The 21,068-nt window shown below is 52.6% G+C and carries 18 protein-coding genes and 3 pseudogenes; 5 read left to right on the top strand and 16 right to left on the bottom strand.

Going from position 1 to position 21,068, the window contains the following annotated elements; genetic code table 11:
- Window positions 1-25: 25 nt before the first annotated feature.
- The 3 genes from kexD to ABLV04_RS10440 all read right to left on the bottom strand — a co-directional run bounded on the left by kexD (window position 26) and on the right by ABLV04_RS10440 (window position 4,712).
- A complete protein-coding gene (gene kexD, locus ABLV04_RS10450) occupies window positions 26-3,142 on the bottom strand; it encodes a multidrug efflux RND transporter permease subunit KexD (RefSeq protein WP_348815681.1) in 3,117 nt (1,038 codons plus the stop codon).
- Window positions 3,143-3,188: 46 nt separating this feature from the next.
- Window positions 3,189-4,064 carry an ABC transporter six-transmembrane domain-containing protein gene (locus tag ABLV04_RS10445; RefSeq protein WP_348815720.1) on the bottom strand — a complete coding sequence of 292 codons (876 nt, stop codon included), beginning with the start codon at window positions 4,062-4,064 and terminating at the stop codon, window positions 3,189-3,191.
- Window positions 4,065-4,292: 228 nt separating this feature from the next.
- Window positions 4,293-4,712: a transporter gene (locus tag ABLV04_RS10440; RefSeq protein ID WP_162923982.1), complete on the bottom strand. Its 420-nt coding sequence runs from the start codon at window positions 4,710-4,712 to the stop codon at window positions 4,293-4,295.
- A 252-nt stretch (window positions 4,713-4,964) separates the two neighbouring features.
- On the opposite strand from ABLV04_RS10440, the gene ABLV04_RS10435 reads away from it, so the two are divergent.
- Together ABLV04_RS10435 and ccrB are read left to right on the top strand one after the other, a co-directional pair.
- Window positions 4,965-5,669 (top strand): response regulator, encoded by a 705-nt coding sequence (locus ABLV04_RS10435; protein ID WP_004151175.1) that lies wholly within the window; start codon window positions 4,965-4,967, stop codon window positions 5,667-5,669.
- Window positions 5,666-6,727, top strand: coding sequence for a HAMP domain-containing histidine kinase CrrB (gene ccrB / locus ABLV04_RS10430; RefSeq protein ID WP_180265610.1), 1,062 nt, complete (start codon window positions 5,666-5,668; stop codon window positions 6,725-6,727). The genes ABLV04_RS10435 and ccrB overlap by 4 nt, the downstream gene beginning before the upstream one ends.
- On the opposite strand, the gene ABLV04_RS10425 is transcribed toward ccrB, so the two are convergent.
- From ABLV04_RS10425 to ABLV04_RS10410, 4 genes and pseudogenes are all read right to left on the bottom strand, one after another.
- The gene (locus tag ABLV04_RS10425) at window positions 6,724-7,659 is read right to left on the bottom strand and encodes an ATP-grasp fold amidoligase family protein (protein ID WP_180265609.1); all 936 of its coding nucleotides are present in this window, start codon (window positions 7,657-7,659) and stop codon (window positions 6,724-6,726) included. The two genes, ccrB and ABLV04_RS10425, sit on opposite strands and share 4 nt — an antisense overlap.
- 188 nt (window positions 7,660-7,847) lie before the next feature.
- The gene (locus ABLV04_RS10420; protein ID WP_117136039.1) at window positions 7,848-8,210 is read right to left on the bottom strand and encodes a TonB family protein; all 363 of its coding nucleotides are present in this window, start codon (window positions 8,208-8,210) and stop codon (window positions 7,848-7,850) included.
- A gap of 630 nt (window positions 8,211-8,840) precedes the next feature.
- A pseudogene (locus tag ABLV04_RS10415) lies at window positions 8,841-8,939 on the bottom strand (integrase); the annotation flags it as partial.
- A gap of 3 nt (window positions 8,940-8,942) precedes the next feature.
- Window positions 8,943-9,456 (bottom strand): annotated as a pseudogene (locus tag ABLV04_RS10410) (DDE-type integrase/transposase/recombinase); the annotation flags it as partial.
- Here ABLV04_RS10410 and ABLV04_RS10405 point away from each other — a divergent pair.
- From ABLV04_RS10405 to dsr1, 3 genes and pseudogenes are all read left to right on the top strand, one after another.
- Window positions 9,379-9,660: a hypothetical protein gene (locus tag ABLV04_RS10405; RefSeq protein ID WP_227666017.1), complete on the top strand. Its 282-nt coding sequence runs from the start codon at window positions 9,379-9,381 to the stop codon at window positions 9,658-9,660. The pseudogene ABLV04_RS10410 and the gene ABLV04_RS10405 overlap by 78 nt on opposite strands.
- A 280-nt stretch (window positions 9,661-9,940) precedes the next feature.
- Window positions 9,941-10,708, top strand: a complete 768-nt coding sequence (locus ABLV04_RS10400; protein ID WP_257394938.1) for an SIR2 family protein — start codon at window positions 9,941-9,943, stop codon at window positions 10,706-10,708.
- Window positions 10,709-10,723: 15 nt separating this feature from the next.
- Window positions 10,724-13,777: pseudogene (dsr1, locus tag ABLV04_RS10395) on the top strand (anti-phage defense-associated sirtuin Dsr1); the annotation flags it as partial.
- A gap of 736 nt (window positions 13,778-14,513) precedes the next feature.
- On the opposite strand, the gene ccmI reads toward dsr1, so the two are convergent.
- Genes ccmI through ccmA form a run of 9 tightly spaced genes read right to left on the bottom strand, consistent with a single transcriptional unit; the run spans window position 14,514 to window position 21,046 of the window.
- Window positions 14,514-15,356, bottom strand: a complete 843-nt coding sequence (gene ccmI, locus ABLV04_RS10390; RefSeq protein ID WP_147733257.1) for a c-type cytochrome biogenesis protein CcmI — start codon at window positions 15,354-15,356, stop codon at window positions 14,514-14,516.
- On the bottom strand, window positions 15,353-15,799 hold the full coding sequence (locus tag ABLV04_RS10385; RefSeq protein ID WP_072096566.1) for a cytochrome c-type biogenesis protein: 447 nt from the start codon (window positions 15,797-15,799) through the stop codon (window positions 15,353-15,355). The genes ccmI and ABLV04_RS10385 overlap by 4 nt, the downstream gene beginning before the upstream one ends.
- A gap of 11 nt (window positions 15,800-15,810) precedes the next feature.
- On the bottom strand, window positions 15,811-16,365 hold the full coding sequence (locus tag ABLV04_RS10380; RefSeq protein ID WP_048297687.1) for a DsbE family thiol:disulfide interchange protein: 555 nt from the start codon (window positions 16,363-16,365) through the stop codon (window positions 15,811-15,813).
- Window positions 16,362-18,314, bottom strand: coding sequence for a heme lyase CcmF/NrfE family subunit (locus tag ABLV04_RS10375; protein WP_147733258.1), 1,953 nt, complete (start codon window positions 18,312-18,314; stop codon window positions 16,362-16,364). Before ABLV04_RS10375 ends, ABLV04_RS10380 begins: the two co-directional genes overlap by 4 nt.
- Window positions 18,311-18,769 (bottom strand): cytochrome c maturation protein CcmE, encoded by a 459-nt coding sequence (gene ccmE, locus ABLV04_RS10370; protein WP_032453185.1) that lies wholly within the window; start codon window positions 18,767-18,769, stop codon window positions 18,311-18,313. The genes ABLV04_RS10375 and ccmE overlap by 4 nt, the downstream gene beginning before the upstream one ends.
- Window positions 18,753-18,983 (bottom strand): heme exporter protein CcmD, encoded by a 231-nt coding sequence (ccmD, locus tag ABLV04_RS10365; RefSeq protein ID WP_048297689.1) that lies wholly within the window; start codon window positions 18,981-18,983, stop codon window positions 18,753-18,755. The genes ccmE and ccmD overlap by 17 nt, the downstream gene beginning before the upstream one ends.
- Window positions 18,980-19,717, bottom strand: a complete 738-nt coding sequence (locus ABLV04_RS10360) for a heme ABC transporter permease (protein WP_023290025.1) — start codon at window positions 19,715-19,717, stop codon at window positions 18,980-18,982. Before ABLV04_RS10360 ends, ccmD begins: the two co-directional genes overlap by 4 nt.
- Window positions 19,718-19,766: 49 nt before the next feature.
- The gene (gene ccmB / locus ABLV04_RS10355) at window positions 19,767-20,426 is read right to left on the bottom strand and encodes a heme exporter protein CcmB (protein ID WP_023290026.1); all 660 of its coding nucleotides are present in this window, start codon (window positions 20,424-20,426) and stop codon (window positions 19,767-19,769) included.
- Window positions 20,423-21,046, bottom strand: a complete 624-nt coding sequence (gene ccmA, locus ABLV04_RS10350; protein WP_048297691.1) for a cytochrome c biogenesis heme-transporting ATPase CcmA — start codon at window positions 21,044-21,046, stop codon at window positions 20,423-20,425. The genes ccmB and ccmA overlap by 4 nt, the downstream gene beginning before the upstream one ends.
- Between the last annotated feature and the right edge of the window lie 22 nt (window positions 21,047-21,068).

Here is a 21,068-nt window from a genome sequence, read left to right as displayed (position 1 = left end):
AACTGGCCGGAACACAGGGCAGAGATTAGCCGTTCCGGCTATTCCCCGGCCTGTCTTTTCGCATGCCAGTAAATCGTGTGATCGTCACGAAAAATACCGGAACAAAGAAAATAGCCAGTAGCGTTCCGCTAATCATCCCGCCGAATACACCGGTACCAATCGCATGTTGTGTGCTGTCGCTGGCTCCACTGGCAAGCATCAGCGGAACAACACCTAATGTAAAAGCCAGAGATGTCATCAGAATTGGCCGTAAGCGTTGCTTTGCAGCCGTCAATGTCGCGTCAATAAGGCTCTTTCCTTCTTTCAGCAATTGTCTCGCGAACTCGATAATCAGAATCGCATTCTTGGCGGAAAGTCCAATCAGAGTTATCAGACCCACTTTGAAAAAGACGTCATTCGTCATATTCGTAACGGATACGGCCAGCACAGCGCCGAGCAGCCCCAGAGGAACAACGAGCATGACCGCGAAGGGAATGGACCAGCTTTCGTATAGAGCAGCCAGCACCATGAATACCACCAGTACCGAGAGCACAATAAGACCCGGAAGCTGTGATGCAGACTCTTTTTCCTGTAACGAACTTCCCGCCCACTCACCGGCGAACCCCGGTGGTAAGTGCTTAGCCAGATTGTCCATTGCCGCCATTGCGGTACCTGACGATTTTCCCTGTGCGGCACTCCCGGTTAGGCGTATGGCAGGATATCCCTGATAGCGTATCAGTTGCTGCGGTGCAACATTCCACGAAAGCGACACAAAAGTGGATAATGGAAGCATCTGCCCCAGACGGTTTTTGACAGACAAAACCAAAAGTTGTTCAGGCTGCATCCGGTATGGCGCGTCCGCCTGGACGATAACCTGCTGAACCCGACCATTATTGGTATAGTCATTCACATAATTGGAACCTGCTGCAACGGAAATGGTTTGATTTATTTCATCAAACGATACCCCCATGGCCTCCGCTTTTTCCCTGTCGATATGCAGGGAAAGGCTTGTTCCCTCACCAAGTCCATCAATATAGACATCGGCAAGGTGAGGATTATGATTTGCCTGTACAATAAGCTCATCGGCCGCCTTTTTGAGTGCCTGATAGCCTTTCCCCCCTCTGTCCTGTAAATAATAAGTGAACCCGGATGAGGTTCCCATATCAGAAATGGCCGGGGGCAGCAGAGTCATTGTTACGGCGTCCGGCACGTTTGCCATTTGGGACTGAATATGGTCAGCTTCTTCCTGTGCCGTGGTTCCTTTGCGTTGTTTCCAGTCCTTGAGGGTGGTGAATGCCATGGCCGAATTTTGGCCTGACCCTGAGAAACCAAATCCCAGGATCATAATGTTACTTTCTACCGCCTGCCGATGAGCGATCTCCTCTTCAAATGTATCGACGACCTTAAGCGTCCGCTGCATCGTGGCATCAGAAGGAAGCTGGATTGAGGACATAAAATAACCCTGATCTTCATCAGGTAAAAATGATGAGGGTAAGGAGGACAGCCCGGCAAACAATGCCAAACATAATGCAGCGTAGATCATCATCATACGGCCAGTACGCTTCAGTACAAATCCCAGACCAGTGGCGTAAAACGCAGTGAGGCGATGAAAGTGAGCGTTAAACCACGCTGAAAATGCGCTGCTTTTACCCTGATGAATACCATGTGGTTTGAGCAGGGTTGCACAAAGCGCAGGCGTTAACGTCAGCGCCAGGAATGCCGACAGTAAAATGGATATCGCCATCGAAATGCTGAACTGTCGATAAATAATACCCACAGAACCGCTGGCAAAGGCCATTGGTATAAACACCGCAGTGAGCACCAGCGTAATACCAATGATTGCCGGCGTAATTTCACGCATCGCTTCTCGCGTTGCATCCTGTGGAGACATTTTTTTGTCTTCCATCAGTCGTTCGACGTTCTCTACCACAACAATAGCATCGTCAACAATAATCCCGATGGCCAGTATCATTCCAAACATGGTTAAAATATTGATGGAATAACCGCTTAATAGCATTACGGTAAATGTGCCGAGCAGCGCCACGGGTGCCACAATCGCAGGAATAAGCGTACAGCGTATCTTGTGAAGGAAAAGCAGCATCACGAAAAAGACCAGAACCATAGCTTCAACAAATGTCTCAACTACCTTCAATATCGATAGCTTTACAAATGGAGCCGTATCGAAAGGCACGGTGAATGTCATTCCCGCGGGAAGCACACCGGACAATTCTGTTAACCGCGCGCGGATACCCGACGCAGTACTAATCGCATTTGCGCCAGGAGACAATTGAATGGCGGCTGCCGTTGCAGGCACGCCATTTTCACGGATGCTAAATGCGTAACTTTGCAACCCGGATTCCACGCGGGCAACGTCTGCCAGTGTCACCCGGGCGGCTGAGACCTGTGATTTAATCGTGATATTGCGAAATTCTTCAACCGAAGAGAGCTGCCCTTTTACCGTTATTGGATAGGTCACCTCTTGGCTGCTCGTCGCGGGTTCATCTCCGGTTCTGCCCGGTGAAACAATCACGTTTTGTTGACTGATGGCGCTTAATACATCCGTAACAGAGAGCCCATAGCTGTGTAATTTCATCGGGTCCAGCCATATGCGGAGTGCCTTTTCTCCGCCAAAAAGCTGAACTTTACCTACACCAGGTACGCGACGGAGTTCATCAGTAACATTCCTTGCAAAATAATCGCTTAAGTCAGCTTCCTGATAGTCTCCGTTTGGCGATTTTAACCCCACCATCATTAAAAAACCGGAATTAGCTGCCTCAACATTTATCCCATTCTGTCTGACCGACTGCGGCAGGCGGGATTCCACAATTTTAATTTGGTTCTGCAGATCCATCTGGGCGAGTTTGGTGTCGGTGCCGGGTTTGAAAGTTACCGTAATTGACGCCATCCCTGTCGTGTCACTGGAAGATTCAAAATAGAGTAAATTGTCAACACTCGCAATTTCACGCTCGATCAGAGACACGACGGATGTGTTCATCACTTCCGGGCTGGCTCCGGGGTAACTCACTGAAATGATAATGCCGGGTGGCGCAACTTCAGGGTATTGCGCAACCGGTAAACGAGGTATGGACAACAGTCCCGTCAGAACAATAAACAGGGCAATAACCCATGCGAAGATGGGGCGCTCAATGAAAAAGTGCGGCATCAGGTGTACTTCCAGTCAACATACAAAGGGTAAAAGTTCAGCATGGTTATCCTGATAAAGAGGTCTCATCGTCTGTCGAAACCCGTTTACCGATATCCCTGAGCTGGGAAAATTTCTCAAGAAGTTGTGGTGCGTCATCCAGGCTTGTTGCAAACATCCACATATAGGTCATGACGGAATAAATATGTCCGGCATTAATTCCGGATTCCATGCTCATCCTGATAATGGTCATGGAAAAGAGAGCCGAAACCAGAAGGCCTATTGATAAATATCCCCTTGCCTCTCTGTCGGATAACACCACGCGCAGACGGGCAAGTGTGTCATAATGTCGCTTAAGAGCACTAAAAGGCGCCTTATTAACATAATCGACCTCTTTCTCAAGGCGATTATTCAGCCGTCTGTAGAATGTCTCATTTTTGCTGGTATAGCTTGAGACAAAACACATCAGTATTCCCACGATGATCAAACAGGCTATACCTGTCCAGAACTCAATCCATAACAGCATAATTGCTGCGCCGAAAAGGGAAATGATTGAGGTGATCAAGACCGGCAGGTGCAACTCGAAGAAATCTACAAATTCACGGGACAGAGTGACTCTCGCAGCAATAGTCGAGTGATTAAGTGAATATTTTCGCTGAGCTAATACTACAGTCACAGCAAGACTTGCGTAGATACGTGCAAACGTTCGCGTATCGACACTACGTCTGGTGGCTCCCATGCACCACATGAACAGAACCATCAGGCCATAAAGGGCCGCATGTGACGTCTGTCCGCCCAGGATGGCATTTATCGCCATGCCCGCCAGAACGGGGTAGAGCAGGAATGCAACGTTTTCAGCAATAACCAGCATGAAAGTAATGCACAATTTCTTTCTGTACCGCCAGGCAAGTGTCTTAAGTGAGATAGCAACCCCGGGGGCCATAGGTTTGTTGTTGCCTTTATGAATCATGATAAATTTGTATTAAACATCTGGGTGTAAAGGGTTCTGCCGTTGGTTTATTTTTTAGCTAAGTGAAACGAGACAGCATAATAGAGCAGTCATAAATCAATGGCTAAGTGTAACGTGATGATGTCAATCGTGAATGGATGTTTTATGGAGGATATGTGTACTCACTCCTGAAGTTATGTATCATGTTGACATTGCATAATATCAAACCATTCTTATACATAAACATAAAGGTAGTCCGCAAAAGAAAACCATTAAAAAAAATTCATAATAAAAAACAAAATCATAAATATCTGGAAAAGTATTCAAAAGCAGATGCAATACAATGATGGTGTGTATAAACAGTAAAATCAGACCGAATGTTATTGCAATGAAGCTTTTAATAACTCCAGCTTTTTTCTGAATGATAAATGATAATGCTGTAATGATTATCAAAACACGAATCAGTAAAGATGAGGGTAATGTGGATTCTACTTTTTCATTAATTGAATGCACAAGGTAAAGCCAGGTAGATAACAACCCATATGAAACGATGCAAAATAAAAGTGAGGCCATCAAATTCTCGCGCCGGAAAAAACATTTAGTCAACACCCTAAACCTCCTAAGACAAAGTACATATTGCATGCAACACTTAACCTGGTTGGAGATTATCACTTAGCGATGTTGATTAATTATTTATAAAATGTGTAGTGAATATGGAGAGCGTGGCTGGTAAAATTTTAAGAAAATTTCTTGATGAACTTTTCCAAAAAATATCTGTCCAAAAACATCAAATTGAAAATTCATGTTTGTAATTGAGTTAAAGAACTTTAAGCATGACGATAAAAGTGCTTTCAGGGTAAAATGCATGTTGTCCTCAGCACTGTGGAAGAAAATATGAACAACAACAATCTGATTATCGTCGCAGAAGACGATGATGACATCGCTGCCATACTGACAGGCTATTTACGTAAGGCAGGTATGAAAACCTTAAGAGCTGAAGACGGTGAGCAGGCAATCAATCTTACCCGTCTGAACAAGCCTGATCTCCTGCTGTTGGACATCCACCTGCCCGTGTACGATGGCTGGAATGTTCTCACCACGTTAAGAAAGGAAACGAATGTACCGGTCATCATGGTGACAGCACTGGATCAAGACGTTGATAAACTGATGGGGCTACGACTCGGGGCGGACGACTATGTGATAAAACCCTTTAATCCATCTGAGGTTATTGCCCGGGTTGAAGCTGTGCTTCGCAGAACCAGACCGGTTGCAGAGTCTACACATTCACGGCCTTTAAGAACGCCTTTTTTAACGATTTATCCTGATGAGTTTTACGTTGAAATCACTGCACAAGGTGAAGTTTCCACGCCAGTATTAACCACCACTGAGTTTAAGCTTTTAACCTACCTGGCGAGAAACCCGAGAAAAGTCTGTTCACGTGAAGAGTTACTCGATGCGTGTTTACCTGAGGGAGACTCGCTGGATCGTACTGTAGACAGTCATATGAGTAAACTTCGGAAAAAGCTTGAACATGCCGGATTGAAGGGCATTCCGGAAAGCATCCGAGGATTAGGCTACCGGTTGGGTGACAAAAAATGAACAAAGAAACGATTCTGAGTCGTCAGATTTTGACATATATGTTGTTGTTAACGTTTGTTATTATTGCCATTGCAATACTCGGTTCCTACTTATTTTATAGTTTCCTGATTTATTACCTGCCGGGTGGAATGAACGAAGGTAGTGAAGATGCCATGACATTCCTTGACTGGATGTGGATTCTGATGGCGTCCATTACCAGTCTGGTCGTTGCACTTTTCTTTACCGTAAAGCTGTCTGCCAGAATATTCAACCCACTGAATGACGTCGCATACAGCCTGAAACAAATCTCTCAGGGAAACCTTAGTGCCAGAGCATTTAACAGCAGTTCTAAGTTGGGAGAGATGAATAGGCTCGTCAATGACTTTAATGAGATGGCTGAAAAGTTACAGACGCTGGATGCGCAGCGAAATTTATGGAATGCTGCAATTGCTCATGAACTCCGGACGCCGGTGACTATCTTACGTGGGAGGCTTCAAGGACTGGTTGACGGCGTTTTCGAACCAGAACCGTCGTTATTCAGGAACCTTCTTAAACAAACTGAAGGTCTGACCAACTTAATTGAGGATCTCCGCGTCGTGAGTTCGTCAGGAGGCGCTGGGTACTCCTTGATGCTGAGTGAAGTCGATCTCAAGTCCACGATTTCAAATGCGCTTGATACCTTTTGGCCGGATTTTGATAAAAAGCATTTCGAAATTGTCACTGAGATTAACCATCAGTATTGCGTTTGCGATCCCTTACGCATTATTCAGTGCCTCACCGTTCTTTTTGACAATGCCTTAAAATATTCCACATCACAGACGCTGTTAATAAAGAATGGTATTACAGGAAACGATAATTTTATTATCGTTCAGGACAAAGGACCTGGAATTCCTGAAGAACTCCAGAAGTCCTTATTCCAGCCTTTTCAGCGAGGACAATACGCCAAAAATATTAATCCAGAGGGCTGTGGTTTGGGGTTGTCGGTAGTTAAAGCCATTATGTGCGCCCACGGCGGAGACGTTAGCTATAGTATGACACCAGAAAATGGCTCACTTTTCAAACTCTCATGGCCTGTTTAAGGGCATGAATATACAGGCTCGATTGAACTTGTTTTAGCAACAGACAGATCCCACATACTGCCGATTTTGGCGTCCCAAATTGATGGGGTGATTTTAAGTTTGCCTCTTTTGGGGCTTAGTGTTATTTCGCTGAAATAAATATCTTCTCCTTTTAGCATAAGATCGACGCGGCAGTAGTCTATTTCTTTTGCTAAGTCCTGGGCGGCAATAACGGACTTATGAAATGACTCTGGTTCATCAACCGGCAATGGCGTATTTGGGTATTCCATCTGAAAGGGTTGTAAATTCCACGCTCTGTCATAAACGTTAATGAATTCGTTTCCATCGCTGTCAGTAAAGTCTGCCTCGATAAAACATGCCACACCGTGAAAGCAATGTATTCTTAGCATTTCCGGAGTTATACTCCGGTGTTTACTGGAAAATAGATCCAGATACATTTCGCATAGGACCACAGGTGGTATATTTTTATACTGCCATTCTCGGGTCGTATAATACATGTTCTTTTTAAGAGATAGTTTTAGCCTGTTTTTAACCTTAGCGGGATCAATATTCGTTTTGTCCGTGCATATGACCGCGCTACCACTATCATGATTGCATTTCAAAACAAATTTAGTGGGTAGTTTATCGAAATCAATATCATCAACTCTGTTATAAACACCTACTAAAGGAATAAGCTTGATTAAATTAGTTCTTTTCTCAACATACTCCCTGACCAGAAGTTTATCAGCAAGCATCGTATAAAATGGGTTGTGGATGAATAAAATGCGATGGCAGATTTTCTCATTAAGCGTTACAGGATTGAGTAAATCCGGATATGTGCCAGATATTTCTCTTAACCTGTCTGCATGAAATGAAATGTCATTAGTCAAAATGGTTCTGCATTTTCTCAAAAAATATTCAATGTATTTGATTTGATAGTTTATTTTGTTCATAGTACCTCCTGTTCAGAAAGAAAATTCTGACAGAGGTTTGTTGATTTATTTTTTGCAAATCATGGAGAGTATATGGAGCGACATGCTTCTTTATTAACAGAAATTAATCCGGACCATTATCCGCTCCTTGCACCCAGGGGACTTTACCGGCGTAGATGATGCGTCAGGCTATTAATCCTCAAAAGTGCTTATTGCTTATTCGCGGGACCGCCGTCTGATTTGGGTGGGATCTTGACGACTAATCTTTGAGCTGTTCCCGGCTTGCCCTTTTCAAAACGCCATTTTTTAATCATTTTATCAATGACTTGATGTTCCAACTCCGGAGTCGTTGTCGATTCAAGTATCTTTACATTCTGAACTCTGCCATCTGAATCAACATCGTACTGAATCCGCAGGAAACTCGGCAGTAGGTTTCCGTTCTTATCACGAGTGGTAATTGATGTGTTTGCAGAGGAAATGCTGCCTGAAGGTGTGCTGGCGCTGGCCTCTGTGCCAACGCAGAGTGTCAGTAACAATGGCAAAATTAAAGTGAATAGTCTGCTAGTTTTCATTAATCGTCTGAGTTCCAAAGTTAACCATGAATATTCACGTTACCAACGGCGCGAGTGACAGGTTACCAGATGAGATGATCCGTGAACACCGCGTCTTCAGCGGCAATCACGTTGACCTCCTGACCCGGCGCTTCGTACTACATCCATTCCCGAGGACGTTTGGCTATCAGGACAAGTGGCCGCTGAGCGACTATATCAACGGCTCTTTTGCCAGTTGTCGGCAGCGCTATCCGGCTCGTCGGGGAACATGAGCGAGCTAACCCCCTCAAGTGATTAGCATGGATTCGCGTCCCGCGCTGAAGACGTTCAGCTAATCCTTTTTCACTCCGGTGCTCGGAATCTACCGCGCTTGCAGCGTTAAGGGAGGGATCTCCGCGGCCTAAGCGGCAACCTGCTGCTGATGCTAAGGGGGATGTACTCCAGTGATTCATGCGACACCTGAAACTTAACACGGAAGCGGCTGAGCATAGCGCCAGCAGGGAGAATCCCGGAGAGCGATGCGTGACGCCTTATCCCGGTTACGCTGTTGGGCCGTATTTGTGCCGCTCTTGTGCCGTATTTTTGCCGGGTGGCGGCTGCGCCTTACCCGGCCTACATAAACTCGCTAGCTAACTTGTAAGCATCCCAGCTTCAGTTCCACGCGCTTTTTGAGATTTCCGGTTTTTCAGCCATCAGCCGGTACTCTTCCGGCGTCAGGTTGTTCAGGGATTCATGAGGCCGCTCGGGGTTCTATTCCATCAGCCAGCGCTCTGTAATTACCCGTGCTTCATTCAGTTTTCTGATCAGATAAGAATCCAGAGTTTCTGTCCGGTACGTCCGCTTGAACCGTTCGATAATAGCATTTTTTGTAGGCTTACCCGGCTTAATAAATTCGAGCTGCACGTCATATTCTTCAGCCCATTGTGCCAGCGCCAGCGAGACCAGTTCTGGTCCTTTGTCCATCTGCATCTTCAGCGGGTGGCCGCGGTTTACCACGATCCTGTCCAACACCCGGTCGACCCTCTGAGCAGGGATATTCAGATCGATTTCTATCGCCAGAGCTTCACGGTAAAAAATCATCCACCACATTGAAGGTCCGTAAGCGTCTGCCGCAGACCAGCGTATTGTGCATAAAATCGATGGTCCAACTCTCGTTTAACGCTTGCGGCGTCGCCAGTGGTGCTGGATTATGCAACGGCAGCAGCTGTTTTCCCTTACGACGAAAATTCAGTTTCAGAAGGTAGTATATCCCGTGAACGCGCTTATTCGTGGTGAAGGTGTGGCTCTTGGACGCAGTGTTCTGGTTGCGGATGATGTAGCAGCTGTAAGGCTTGTTGTTCCTTTTCCGCAATACAAACTTAAGTCTGAGCGGGGATACGATTTTGTTTATAGCTCGGATAATCAGGATTCCTTTAAAATACGAATTCTGAGACAGTGGCTTGCTGAAGAAGTGAGCTTGCTGGAAGATTGAATGGCCATCTTAAAATAGTTCATTTCTGGCACGGAACGGACTAAACCACTGAGTGTGAGGTCCGCTATTAGCAAGGAGCAGAAGTTTACCAATAGGGTTAATACTACACTACCAAGTTAAGAGCTGCGGTGAGCATATCAGTAACTTTGGTGATCGATTACTAGTAAAGATCCTGTATCGCCAATTAAGTATTTTGTTTACTTGGGTTACATCAGCCTTCATAAGATTACGTATAATTTTAGGCTATAGTACAAGGCTAATAATGGTAGGAGCATAAGGAATGCAATTTATAACAAACGGCCCTAACATTCCTGAGTCTCTTTTGCAGGCTCATGAAGAAGGTCGGGTAGTATTTTTCTGCGGCGCGGGCATCTCATACCCCGCACGTCTGCCGGGCTTTAAAGGGTTGGTCAAGGAAATTTACCGACTAAATGGAACAAAACCTTCGGAACTTGAACAAGCAGCTTTGGATCGGGGCCAGTATGATGCCACATTAGATCTTCTTGAACGTCGTTTACCCGGTCAGAGAATTGCCGTGCGACGCGCACTTGCCACTGCACTGAAACCAAACACCCGCATCAAAGGTGCCGTTGATACTCAGACTGCACTGTTACATCTGGCACGTAATCATGAAGGGTCATTAAGACTGGTCACGACGAACTTCGATCGTATTTTTCATGTAGCAGCCAAACGTACTCGTCAGACCTTCCACGAATATTCATCTCCAATGTTACCTATTCCAAAGAATAGTCGATGGGATGGACTGGTCTTTCTGCATGGATTGATACCAGATAAGCCTGATGATACTGCCCTAAATCGGTTAGTTGTTACCAGTGGCGATTTTGGACTGGCATACCTGACTGAACGCTGGGCAGCACGTTTTGTAAGTGAGTTGTTCCGGAACTATGTGGTTTGTTTTGTGGGGTACAGTATAAATGATCCTGTATTGCGCTACATGATGGATGCTTTAGCGGCTGACCGTATGCTGGGTGAAATCACTCCTCAGGCCTGGGCATTAGGTGATTGCGAACCTGGACAGGAAGAGTAAAAAGCCAATGAGTGGGGGGCTAAAGGGGTTATCCCTATTCTCTACAATGTTCCAGCCGGTAGCATAGATCATTCTGCCTTACATAATACCCTGCATGCTTGGGCGGAAACTTACCGAGATGGGGTGCAGGGGAAAGAAGCGATAGTTGTCAAACATGCTCCCGCACGGCCACAGGATACAACGAGGCAGGACAATTTCGTCGGACGCATGCTCTGGGCATTATCCGATAAATCAGGATTACCCGCGAAACGCTTCGCTGATTTTGATCCCGTTCCTTCACTGGACTGGTTGCTGGAAACATTCAGTCTTGAGACTTTTGGGCATGAAGATTTAATACGGTTTGGTGTCCCTCCTCAGGGAGAGGGCGATACGAAGCTTCGTTTTAGTCTAGTCAGACGCCCTGCGTCTTACACACGTGCACCTTATATGTGTCTGGCATCACGAGGTGTAGCCAATAGCCAATGGGATGATGTGATGAATCACATTTTCCGGTGGCTGATACGGCACCTTGACGACCCTCGACTGATCATCTGGATAGCTGAGCGTGGGGGGCAACTTCAAGAACGTTGCATTTTTTTGATACAGGATAGATTGGACAGACTTGCTACGCTTGAGCTTGAAGGAAATACCGCTGAGCTGGATAGAATTAGATTAAATTCTCCCAAAGCGGTTCCTGGTCCACTTATGCGAACTTTATGGAAGTTACTACTCAACGATCGGCTGAAACCACCGGGACATAATCCTGATCTATATAGCTGGTTTAGACAGCTTAAAATGGATGGCTTATCCATTACTATGCGTTTTAAATTGCGCGAATTACTTGCACCAAAGGTTTTATTAAGAAAGCCAATTCGCTGGGATCATGACGCAAGTGTTCCTGATAAACCGCTTAGCATCAGACACTTGGTAGACTGGGAGCTAGTTCTCACCGCAGACCATGTCTATTCTACTCTGAATAAGCAGGATAACGACAATTGGAATATAGCTTTACCTAGATTGCTGAACGATTTTCAACAGCTTTTGCAGGATGCACTGGATCTGTTGCATGAGCTGGGAGAAGTTGATGCGTTTAGAGATCGCTCTTACTGGGATCTTCCATCTATTACCCCACACTGGCAGAATCGGGGGTTTCATGATTGGGTGAGTTTAATTGAGTTACTGCGAGATTCATGGCTCGCAGTTAAGGCTAATCATGTCCCACGCGCGGCAATCATTGCATATGGATGGTTTGAGCTCCCATATCCTACCTTTAAACGACTGGCTCTTTTTGCCGCCAGCCATGATAACTGCATCCCTTACGAAGAATGGGTCAAATGGTTGTTAAGCGATGATTCTTGGTGGCTGTGGTGTCTTGAGACCAAGCGGGAAGTTAATAGATTGTTTGTTTTACAAGGTAAGCGTCTGAGCGGACTTGCGCAGGAGAATCTTGAAACAGCAATTCTTGCAGGCCCGCCACGTAATATGTACCGGGATGATCTTGAAGAAGGAAGATGGGAATATATAGTTGATCGTTCTGTCTGGTTGCATCTGGCTAAATTAAAAGCCTCTGACTTAAATCTGGGAGCAGTAGCAGCGACACGACTTGAAGCAATATCCAGCAGATATCCAACGTGGGAGTTGGCTGACAACGAACGTGACGAGTTCTCTCACTGGACGAGCGGGACAGGCGATCCAGATTTTGAGGACAGCCGAGAGATTGAATCTGCTCCTCGAAACCGACATGAGTTGGTCCTATGGTTACAAAAGCCAGAACCTGAACACCAGCCTATGTACGAAGATACCTGGCGAGATGTTTGCCGTACACGATTCTTTCATAGCGCATATGCACTTTGCGAACTGGCGAAAAGTAATATCTGGCCCACTGAGCACTGGCGTGTAGCTCTCCAGGCTTGGGCAACTGATGCTCTGGTTTCACGCTCGTGGCATTATGTTGCCTCCATAGTCCAGTCCATTCCTAATCATTATCTTAAGGAGATTATCCATAGTGTGGCATGGTGGATGGAAACGGCTTCTAAGGTTATAAATCACCACAAAGATATACTTATCGGGCTCTGTCGCAGAATACTGGCATTACCACTTGAAGCTGGTACCGATGCGATTATTAGCATCAACGACACAAAATCATACAGTCCGGTCGATGCTGCAATAAATCATCCCATCGGACATGTTACTCAGGCACTATTGAACCTGTGGTTCAAACAAGAACTAAATGATAACGAGCAACTACCTGATTATCTTAAATCTATTTTCAGTGCGCTTTGTGATCCTAGTATCAAGCGATTTGTTCATGGGCGAGTGATTCTAAGTTCACAGCTCATTGCTCTTTTCCGTGTAGACCGCACTTGGACAGAACAATATCTTTTACCATTTTTTAGCTGGAACAATCCCTTTGAAGCGAAGTCTGTGTGGGAAGGCTTTCTCTGGTCGCCTCGCCTTTACCAACCATTGATGATTGCCTTTAAGTCCCAATGTCTCGATTGCGCAAACCACTATGTAGAACTTGGTGATCATCGTCAGCAATATGCAACTTTCTTAACATACGCAGCGCTAGGCCCGACAGCAGATTATACTATAGAAGAGTTTCGTGCCGCTTTTGAAGCACTCCCACAAGAAGGTCTTGAAAAATGTGCGCTGGCACTTTATCAAGCGCAGGAAGGAGCAGCTGACAAGAGAGAGGATTATTGGAAAAATAGAGTCCTTCCGTTGTGGAAACACATCTGGCCAAAATCTCGGAATCTGCTCACGTCGCAAATGACCGTTTCACTGGCCCGGTTAGTAATTGCTACTGGCGATGAATTTCCCTCAGCTTTGAATAACGTACTTAATTGGCTTGTACCTGTTGAACACCCTTACTATGTCGTGCATCGTCTGCATGAATCTGGCCTATGTACTCGTTTTCCTGTCGAAGCAACATTGCTACTGGGATCTATCATTACTGATGATAATCGACAGTGGTTATCTAATGAATATGGTGCTTGCCTGAATGACATTTTCCAAGCAGCACCAAAAATTGAACAAGACGCACAATATTCACGTCTTAAAGACTATTACCGGAGGAACAGTGTCTGATACAAGTTCGAAAAATAATCCTCAGTAATTGCCAACATGGGTTTCAATGAAGCTTTAGCATCGTCCGCTCCTGACACAAAGCAGACGTTAAATTCTGCAATAGCATTCGCACACTTACAACATCGTTCACCATTGTTTCTGAAACTGCCGGTGTTGCGGCCTCAAAATCGCTGAGACGTTCCCGGAAGGCCGGGGCAGCCCGCATGGATGCGGGCTGAGGGCCGTGTTTTGCACGGACGCTGCCTCGGCCCGACCCGAAGCCTGCAGGGATAAGTCGAAGGGACCACGCAGTGGCGATTTTGCTGGCCGGAGCCCGGGGGTACAGGGGGCGGCGGCGACTGGCCGCCCCCTGTGCGCTCCCTGCGCCATGATTGACATAACGCAGAAGACTAACCGGGAGCGCAAACTACGCTGAAGTCACGCGTGATAAACGCTTTCCCCGGGCTGAGAACCTGTAAAACCGATAACAGCCTCCCCCGCCGCCGGGCAAGCTATCGCTCCGTGCCCTCCATGTTGCCGGGTGGCGCTTCGCTTACCCGGCCTACAAAGGCTGCCCACGATTTGGCGCTCTATTCGCGCCCTTCGTAGGCCCGCGCAAGCGTAGCGCCGCCGGGCAAGGACAGCGGGCACGGAGCCGATTTTGTGCCGGGTGGCGGCTGCGCCTGACCCGACCTACAAAACCAGGGCTGTCCGTACCGTCCTCGCGGCAGACCCCACGTTCAGCGCCGCCGGGCAGTTACTGCGCCTGCTGCTGCGCCTGCGCCAGCTGGCGGACAATCGCCTCGCGCCGCGCATCCCCTTCCGGCAGCCGGGCCAGCAACGCCTGCAGGGCCGCCACGGCTTCGGGGTAATCTTCATTACGCACCGCGCTCAGGGCCAGCATCTCCAGCACCGGCAGGCTGGTCGGCTGTCGCTGATGCAGGTCGCGCAGCAGCAGCTCGCCCATCCGGACCTGACCGCTATCCCCCGCCCGCACCAGCGCGCTGGCGTAATCGAAAGCCGCCGCCGGGTCGTCCGCCGCCAGCGCATGTGCCCGGCCAAAAGCGCCGATCGCCGTCTCGCCATCGTTCAACAACAGCCCCAGCCGCCCAAGCAGCTGCCAGCCGGCGAGGTCGTGCGGAGTATTCTGCAGATGGCTGCGCAGGCCAAGCCGCAGCTCCGCCAGCTCATCCATACGCAGCGGCGGCGCGGTCGGGTCCTTAACCTGCTGCAGCAGCGCAGGATAATGCCGCTCCGCCTGCTGCCAGAGCAGCACCTGGCCAATATCGCTGGTTTTCAGATACAGGCCCAGGCTCAGGACCACCAGCAGCAGCGCGCCCGGAAGCAGCGCCCAGCGGCTTAGCGGCCGTTCGCCAGGCTGTGCCTGGGGCGGGATATCCGTCAGCAGCGTGCGCTGCAGCTCGACGACCAGCGCAGGGTTGTCCTCGCCGCGCTCCTGCGCCAGCTCCTGCAGGCGCGACTGATACAGGGCGCGGTTGAGGGTATCGCGGTCCACCGCCCCTTTGCCCGACCACGGGAAGTACAGCACCCCCAGCGCGCCAGCCAGCAACAGCCCGGCGATAACCACCAACAGGCTCATCGTTCTTTTCCTTCTTTCAATAATGCCGCCAGCCGCTGGCGCTCTTCGACGCTGAGCGCCGCGTCAGGAATATCGCGACGACGCGCGCGGGCGATAATCACCCCCGCGCCCGCCAGGACGAACAGCCCCGGCCCCAGCCACAGCAGCACCGTGCCCGCGGTCAGCGGCGGCTCGTAGCTGACAAAATTGCCGTAGCGGGCCACCATATAGTCAACGATCTGCCCTTTCGTTTTCCCCTGCTGCATCAGCTCGTACACCTTCTGCCGCATATCGGCGGCAATCATCGCGTTCGAGTCGGCGATGCTGTTGTTCTGGCATTTCGGGCAGCGCAGCCGGGAGGTGATCTCGCGGAACGCCTGCTCCTGGGCCTCGTCTTTAAACTGCCAGGTATCGATGGCGGCCCACGCCTGGCCGGTCAGCATCAGCGCCAGCAGGATGCCTATGACACCTCTCATCAGCCCGCCCCCCGGTTGTATTGATTCCACAGCGGCTGGAGCTCCTCGCGCCACACCCGGTCGTTCAGGTCGCCGGCGTGCCGCCAGCGGATGATGCCCTGACCGTCGATGAGAAACGTCTCCGGCGCGCCATAAACCCCCAGATCCAGGCCGAGCATGCCGTTGCCGTCGTACAGGCTCAGCCTGTACGGATTACCCAGGCGCTGCAGCCAGCTGATCGCCTTCTGCCGATCGTCTTTGTAGTTCATCCCCACCACCCGCACGCCCTGCTGCGCCAGGCCGTTGAGAAACTGATGCTCGGCGCGACAGGTTGGGCACCAGGTGGCCCAGACGTTAAGCAGCAACGGCTTGCCGTCAATCAGCGTCCGTCGGTCCAGCGTCTGACCGGGGTTATCCAGCGCTTCAAGGCGAAATTCCGGCAGCGGTTTGCCAATCAGCGCCGACTCGAGGGTCGTCGGGTCGTCGCCATCGGCGTTACGCATCAGTTGCCAGAACAGCGCGGCGGCCAGCGCCAGAAACAGCACCAGCGGGATAAACAGCAGCTTCCGGTTCATGAGGCCTCCTGCAGTTTCTTACGCATCCGGTAGCGCGGGTCGAGCATGCAGCACAGACCGCCGAGGGCCATCAGCACCCCGCCGTACCAGATCCAGCGAACGAACGGTTTGTAGTACAGACGCACCGCCCAGCTGCCGTCGCTCAGTTCTTCTCCCAGCGCGGCGTACAGATCGCGGGTCAGCCCGCCGCTGATCGCCGCCTCGGTCATCATCATCCGGCTGGCGGTGTAAAAGCGTTTCTCGGCATACAGCGTCGCTTCCGGGCGGCCGTTGCGGGTCACGGCAATAATGCCTTCCCCGCCGGTCCAGTTGGGGCCGACGATATTGCGCACGCCGTTAAACACAAAGTGATAGCGGTGGATATCGATGCTGTCGCCGGGGCGCATCCGTACATCGCGCTCCACGCTGTAGTTCTGGCTAAAGGTGATGCCGATAACGGTCACCGCCACGCCGACGTGACCGAGCACCATCCCCCACTGGCTGCGGGTCAGCGTCCGCAGGCCGCGCCAGAAGCCGTGGCGATGGGTGGCCCGTTCGTGAACCTCCATCAGGGCGAAGATCAGCACCCACAGGGCCATCATCAGACCAATGACCGCCATCGCGGTGATACGATCCTGCAGCAGCCACGGCAGCGCCAGAGAAAGTGACAACGTCACCACCAGGGCGATCACCAGGCGCTTAATCTGCCTGGCGACGTCATCGCGCCGCCAGCGGATCAGCGGTCCCAGCCCCAGCAGCAGCGCAAACGGCGCCATCAGGGCGGTGAACATGGTGTTAAAGAACGGCTCGCCGATGGAGATGCTGCCGAGGCCCAGCTCTTTATGCACCAGCGGCAGCAGCGTTCCGAGGAGCACCACCAGCATCGCGGCCATCAGCAAAATATTGTTGCCCAGCAGGAACGACTCGCGCGACCACAGCGTATGTTCCACCCGCGCCCGCACCCTGCCGCCCTTCAGGGCGTACAGCAGCAGAGACCCGCCGATGGCGACAATCAGCAGCGCCAGAATAAACAGTCCACGCGATGGATCCGAGGCGAAGGCATGCACCGAGACCAGCACCCCGGAGCGCACCAGGAAGGTGCCCAGCAGGCACAGGGAGAAGGCGGCGATGGCCAGCAGCACCGTCCAGGCGCGGAAGCTGCCGCGCTTCTCGGTCACCGCCAGGGAGTGCAGCAGCGCGGTCCCTACCAGCCACGGCATAAACGAGGCGTTTTCCACCGGGTCCCAGAACCACCAGCCGCCCCACCCCAGTTCGTAATAGGCCCACGCCGAGCCCAGCACGATGCCGAGAGTGAGGAACATCCACGCCGCCTGGGTCCAGGGACGCGACCAGCGCGCCCACGCGGTGTCCAGCCGCCCCGCCAGCAGCGAGGCGATGGCGAAGGCGAAAGCCACCGAGAAGCCGACGTACCCCATATAGAGGATCGGCGGATGAAAAATCATGCCGATATCCTGCAGCAGCGGATTAAGGTCGCGGCCGTCAATGGGGTACTGCGGCAGGCCACGGCTGAACGGGTTGGAGGTAAAGAGGATGAACAGCAGGAACCCAAAGGCGATCATCCCCATCACCGCCAGCACCCGGGCGACGGCGTCGAGCGGCATCCGGCGGCTGAAGAGGGCGACGGCGAAGGTCCAGACGCTGAGCAGCAGGACCCACAGCAGCAGCGAGCCCTCGTGCGCCCCCCAGGTCGCCGCCACCCGATACCACACCGGCAGCGCGCTGTTGGAGTTTTCCGCCACGTAGCGGACGGTAAAGTCATTGACCACAAAGGCGTGCACCAGCAGCAGGAAGGCGCCGCCGATGCAGGTGAACAGCCCGCAGGCCAGCGGCCGGGCCAGGGCCATCAGCCGCCGGTCCTGCCGCGCCGCGCCCCACAGGGGATAGACGCTCAGGAGCAGCGCCAGCCCCGCCGCCAGACACAATAAAAAGTTGCCCAGCTCCGGCATCATGGCTGCGCCTCCGCTTTCGCTGGCGTCATGGCGTTTTTCACCTCCGGCGGGGTGTAATTTTCATCATGCTTGGCCAGCACCTGCTGAGCGGTGATATGCCGCTCGCCGTCCAGAACGCCCTGGGCCACCACGCCCTGTCCTTCACGGAACAGGTCCGGCAGAATGCCCTTATAGCTGACGTCCACGACCCCGCGGGCGTCATACAGCTTAAAGCGCACGTCGAGGGTTTGCGGGTCGCGCTGCAGGGAGCCGGGCTGAACGTAGCCCCCTACCCGCAGGCGCTGCCCGGTATGGGGCAGCGCCCGGGTTTCCGTTTTGCCGTAGATAATTTCCCCCGGAGTGTAGAACAGATCGATATTGCTGCTCAGGGCGTACAGCGTCAGGCTGACGGTCAGCCCAAGGCCGGCGAGCACCGCCAGCACGATATACAGCCGGGTTTTACGACGCGCTTGCATCCGCGGCCTCCTTGTCATGTTCGCGAGCGGCCGCGATCCGCCGCTCGCGCGCCTGCTGGCGTCGCACCTCATGGAATAGCGCCCGCCGCGCCCACAGGGTATGAACCGTCAGCAGGCCAAAGGCGGCGATGGCCACGGCCACCGCCAGCCAGACGTACAGGGCATAGCCGCCCATATTCAGGAAGGCGGCGAACGAAGAAAAAGCGGGGCTCATCGGGCGGCTCCTTTGTTAGCCAGCGCCACCACCCACGGTCGACGACGTTCCAGCTGGAGGATCAGGTTACGCAGGCGCATCAGGGTCAGGGTGACCGACAGCGCGAGGAAAGCAAAAATGCAGATCCGCAGCGGCAGACGCATGCTCGGGTCGATGGTTTGCTGCAGGTTGGTCGAGCCCTGGTGCAGGGTGTTCCACCAGTAAACCGAGTAATGAATGATGGGCAGATTGACCACCCCGACCAGGACGAGGATCCCCGCCGCGCGCCCGGCCAGGCGGCGGTCGTCAAAGGCGTGCCACAGGGCGATGACCCCGGCATACAGAAACAGCAGCACCAGTTCCGAGGTCAGACGGGCGTCCCAGATCCACCAGGTCCCCCACATCGGCTTGCCCCACGCCGCGCCGCTGACCAGCGCCACCAGGGTGCAGACCGCCCCCACCGGCGCCAGGGCGGCGATCGCCAGGTCGGCCATTTTGATCTGCCAGACCACCCCGACGAAGGCCGCGACGGCCATCGCCAGGTACAGCCCCATCGACCACATCGCCGCCGGGACGTGAAGATACATGATCCGGTAGCTTTCCCCCTGCTGATAGTCCGCCGGGGCGAAGCCAAAGCCCCACCCCAGGCCGATGACCAGCAACAGCGCGCTCAACGCCGCCAGCCAGGGGATCCAGCATCCGCACAGGCGGTACAGCCGCTCGGGGATCGCCAGTTGATGTAACGCTTTCCACATAGACGCTTACTCACACGGTTATGATGGCCGCGCCCGCAGGCGCAGCGAATTATTGCACGGTCAGCCGCAGCGCGGCGGCGGTGGCGAACGGGCACAGGGTGGCGCTGGCGGTTAAGAACGCCGCCAGCATCGCCAGATAGCCGCCGACCGGAAGCCCGGCGGCCGCCGCCTGGCAGGCCGCGGTGGCGAAAATCAGCAGCGGCACCGCCAGCGGCAGCACCAGCAGGCTCAGCAGGACGCCGCCGCGCTTCAGGCCGACGGTCAGGCCAACCCCCACCGCGCCAAGAAAACTGAGCGTCGGCGTGCCAAGCAGCAAGGTCAGCGCCAGCACGCCGGCGTCGTGCAGATTCATCCCCAGCAGCAGCGCCGCCAGCGGCGAGACGATCAGCAGCGGCAGGCCGCTCATCATCCAGTGAGCGACCACCTTCACCAGCACCACCGCCACCAGCGGCGTCGGCAGAAGCATCAGCTGCTCCAGGGAACCGTCCTGCCAGTCGTCGCGAAACAACCGATCCATCACCAGCAGCGCCGCCAGCAGCGCGGCGACCCACACCACGCCCGGCGCAATCTGCGCCAGCAGCTGCGGCGCGGCGCCGACGCCGAACGGAAACAGGGTGATGACGATCAGAAAGAACCATAGCGGATTGAGGATCTCCGCCCCGCTGCGCCACGCCAGGCGCAGTTCCCGGGCCAACAGCGCTCTCATCATTGCCGCCTCCCGCCGTCGTCGCCGAGGCGCAGGGTGCGCAACGGGCAGCCCAGCGGCCGCAGCGGCTGATGGGTGGTGAGGATCGCGCTTCCCCCCTGCCGGGCGTGCTGCTCCAGACGACGGGTCAGGGTTTCTATCGCCGTGGCGTCGAGGGCGGTGAACGGCTCATCGAGGATCCACAGCGGCGCATCGGTTAACCACAGGCGGGTTAACGCCACCCGGCGCTGCTGCCCGGCGGAGAGCTGGCTTAAGGGGAGATCTTCATAGCCCGCCAGGCCGACGGCGGCGAGGGCGCTTTCCCGCTGCTGAAGGCGGCTGGCCGGAAAGAAGAAACGCAGGTTTTCATCGGCGGTCAGCGCCGCTTTGACGCCGGGCTTATGGCCCAGCCACAGCAGCTGCCGGTGAAATGACTCCCGGACCTGGGCCAGCGGCTGGCCCTGCCAGCTCACCACCCCGCTTTCCGGGCGCGCCAGGCCGCAAAGGATCCGCAGCAGCGAGGTTTTCCCCGCGCCGTTATCACCGGCGACCTGCAGCAGCTCGCCGGCAGCAAGGGATAGCGTCAGCTCCGCAAACAGCGGTCGATCGTCAACGATGCAGGTCAGTCGCTCTGCATGCAGCATGAAGGCAAACTCCTTGATTCAG

Source organism: Klebsiella sp. JN_Kp127 (genome assembly GCF_040062505.1).
Lineage (GTDB): Bacteria > Pseudomonadota > Gammaproteobacteria > Enterobacterales > Enterobacteriaceae > Klebsiella > Klebsiella quasipneumoniae.
The sequence above is the reverse complement of the archived record's forward strand: the minus strand, read 5'-3'. Positions and strand labels throughout refer to the sequence as shown.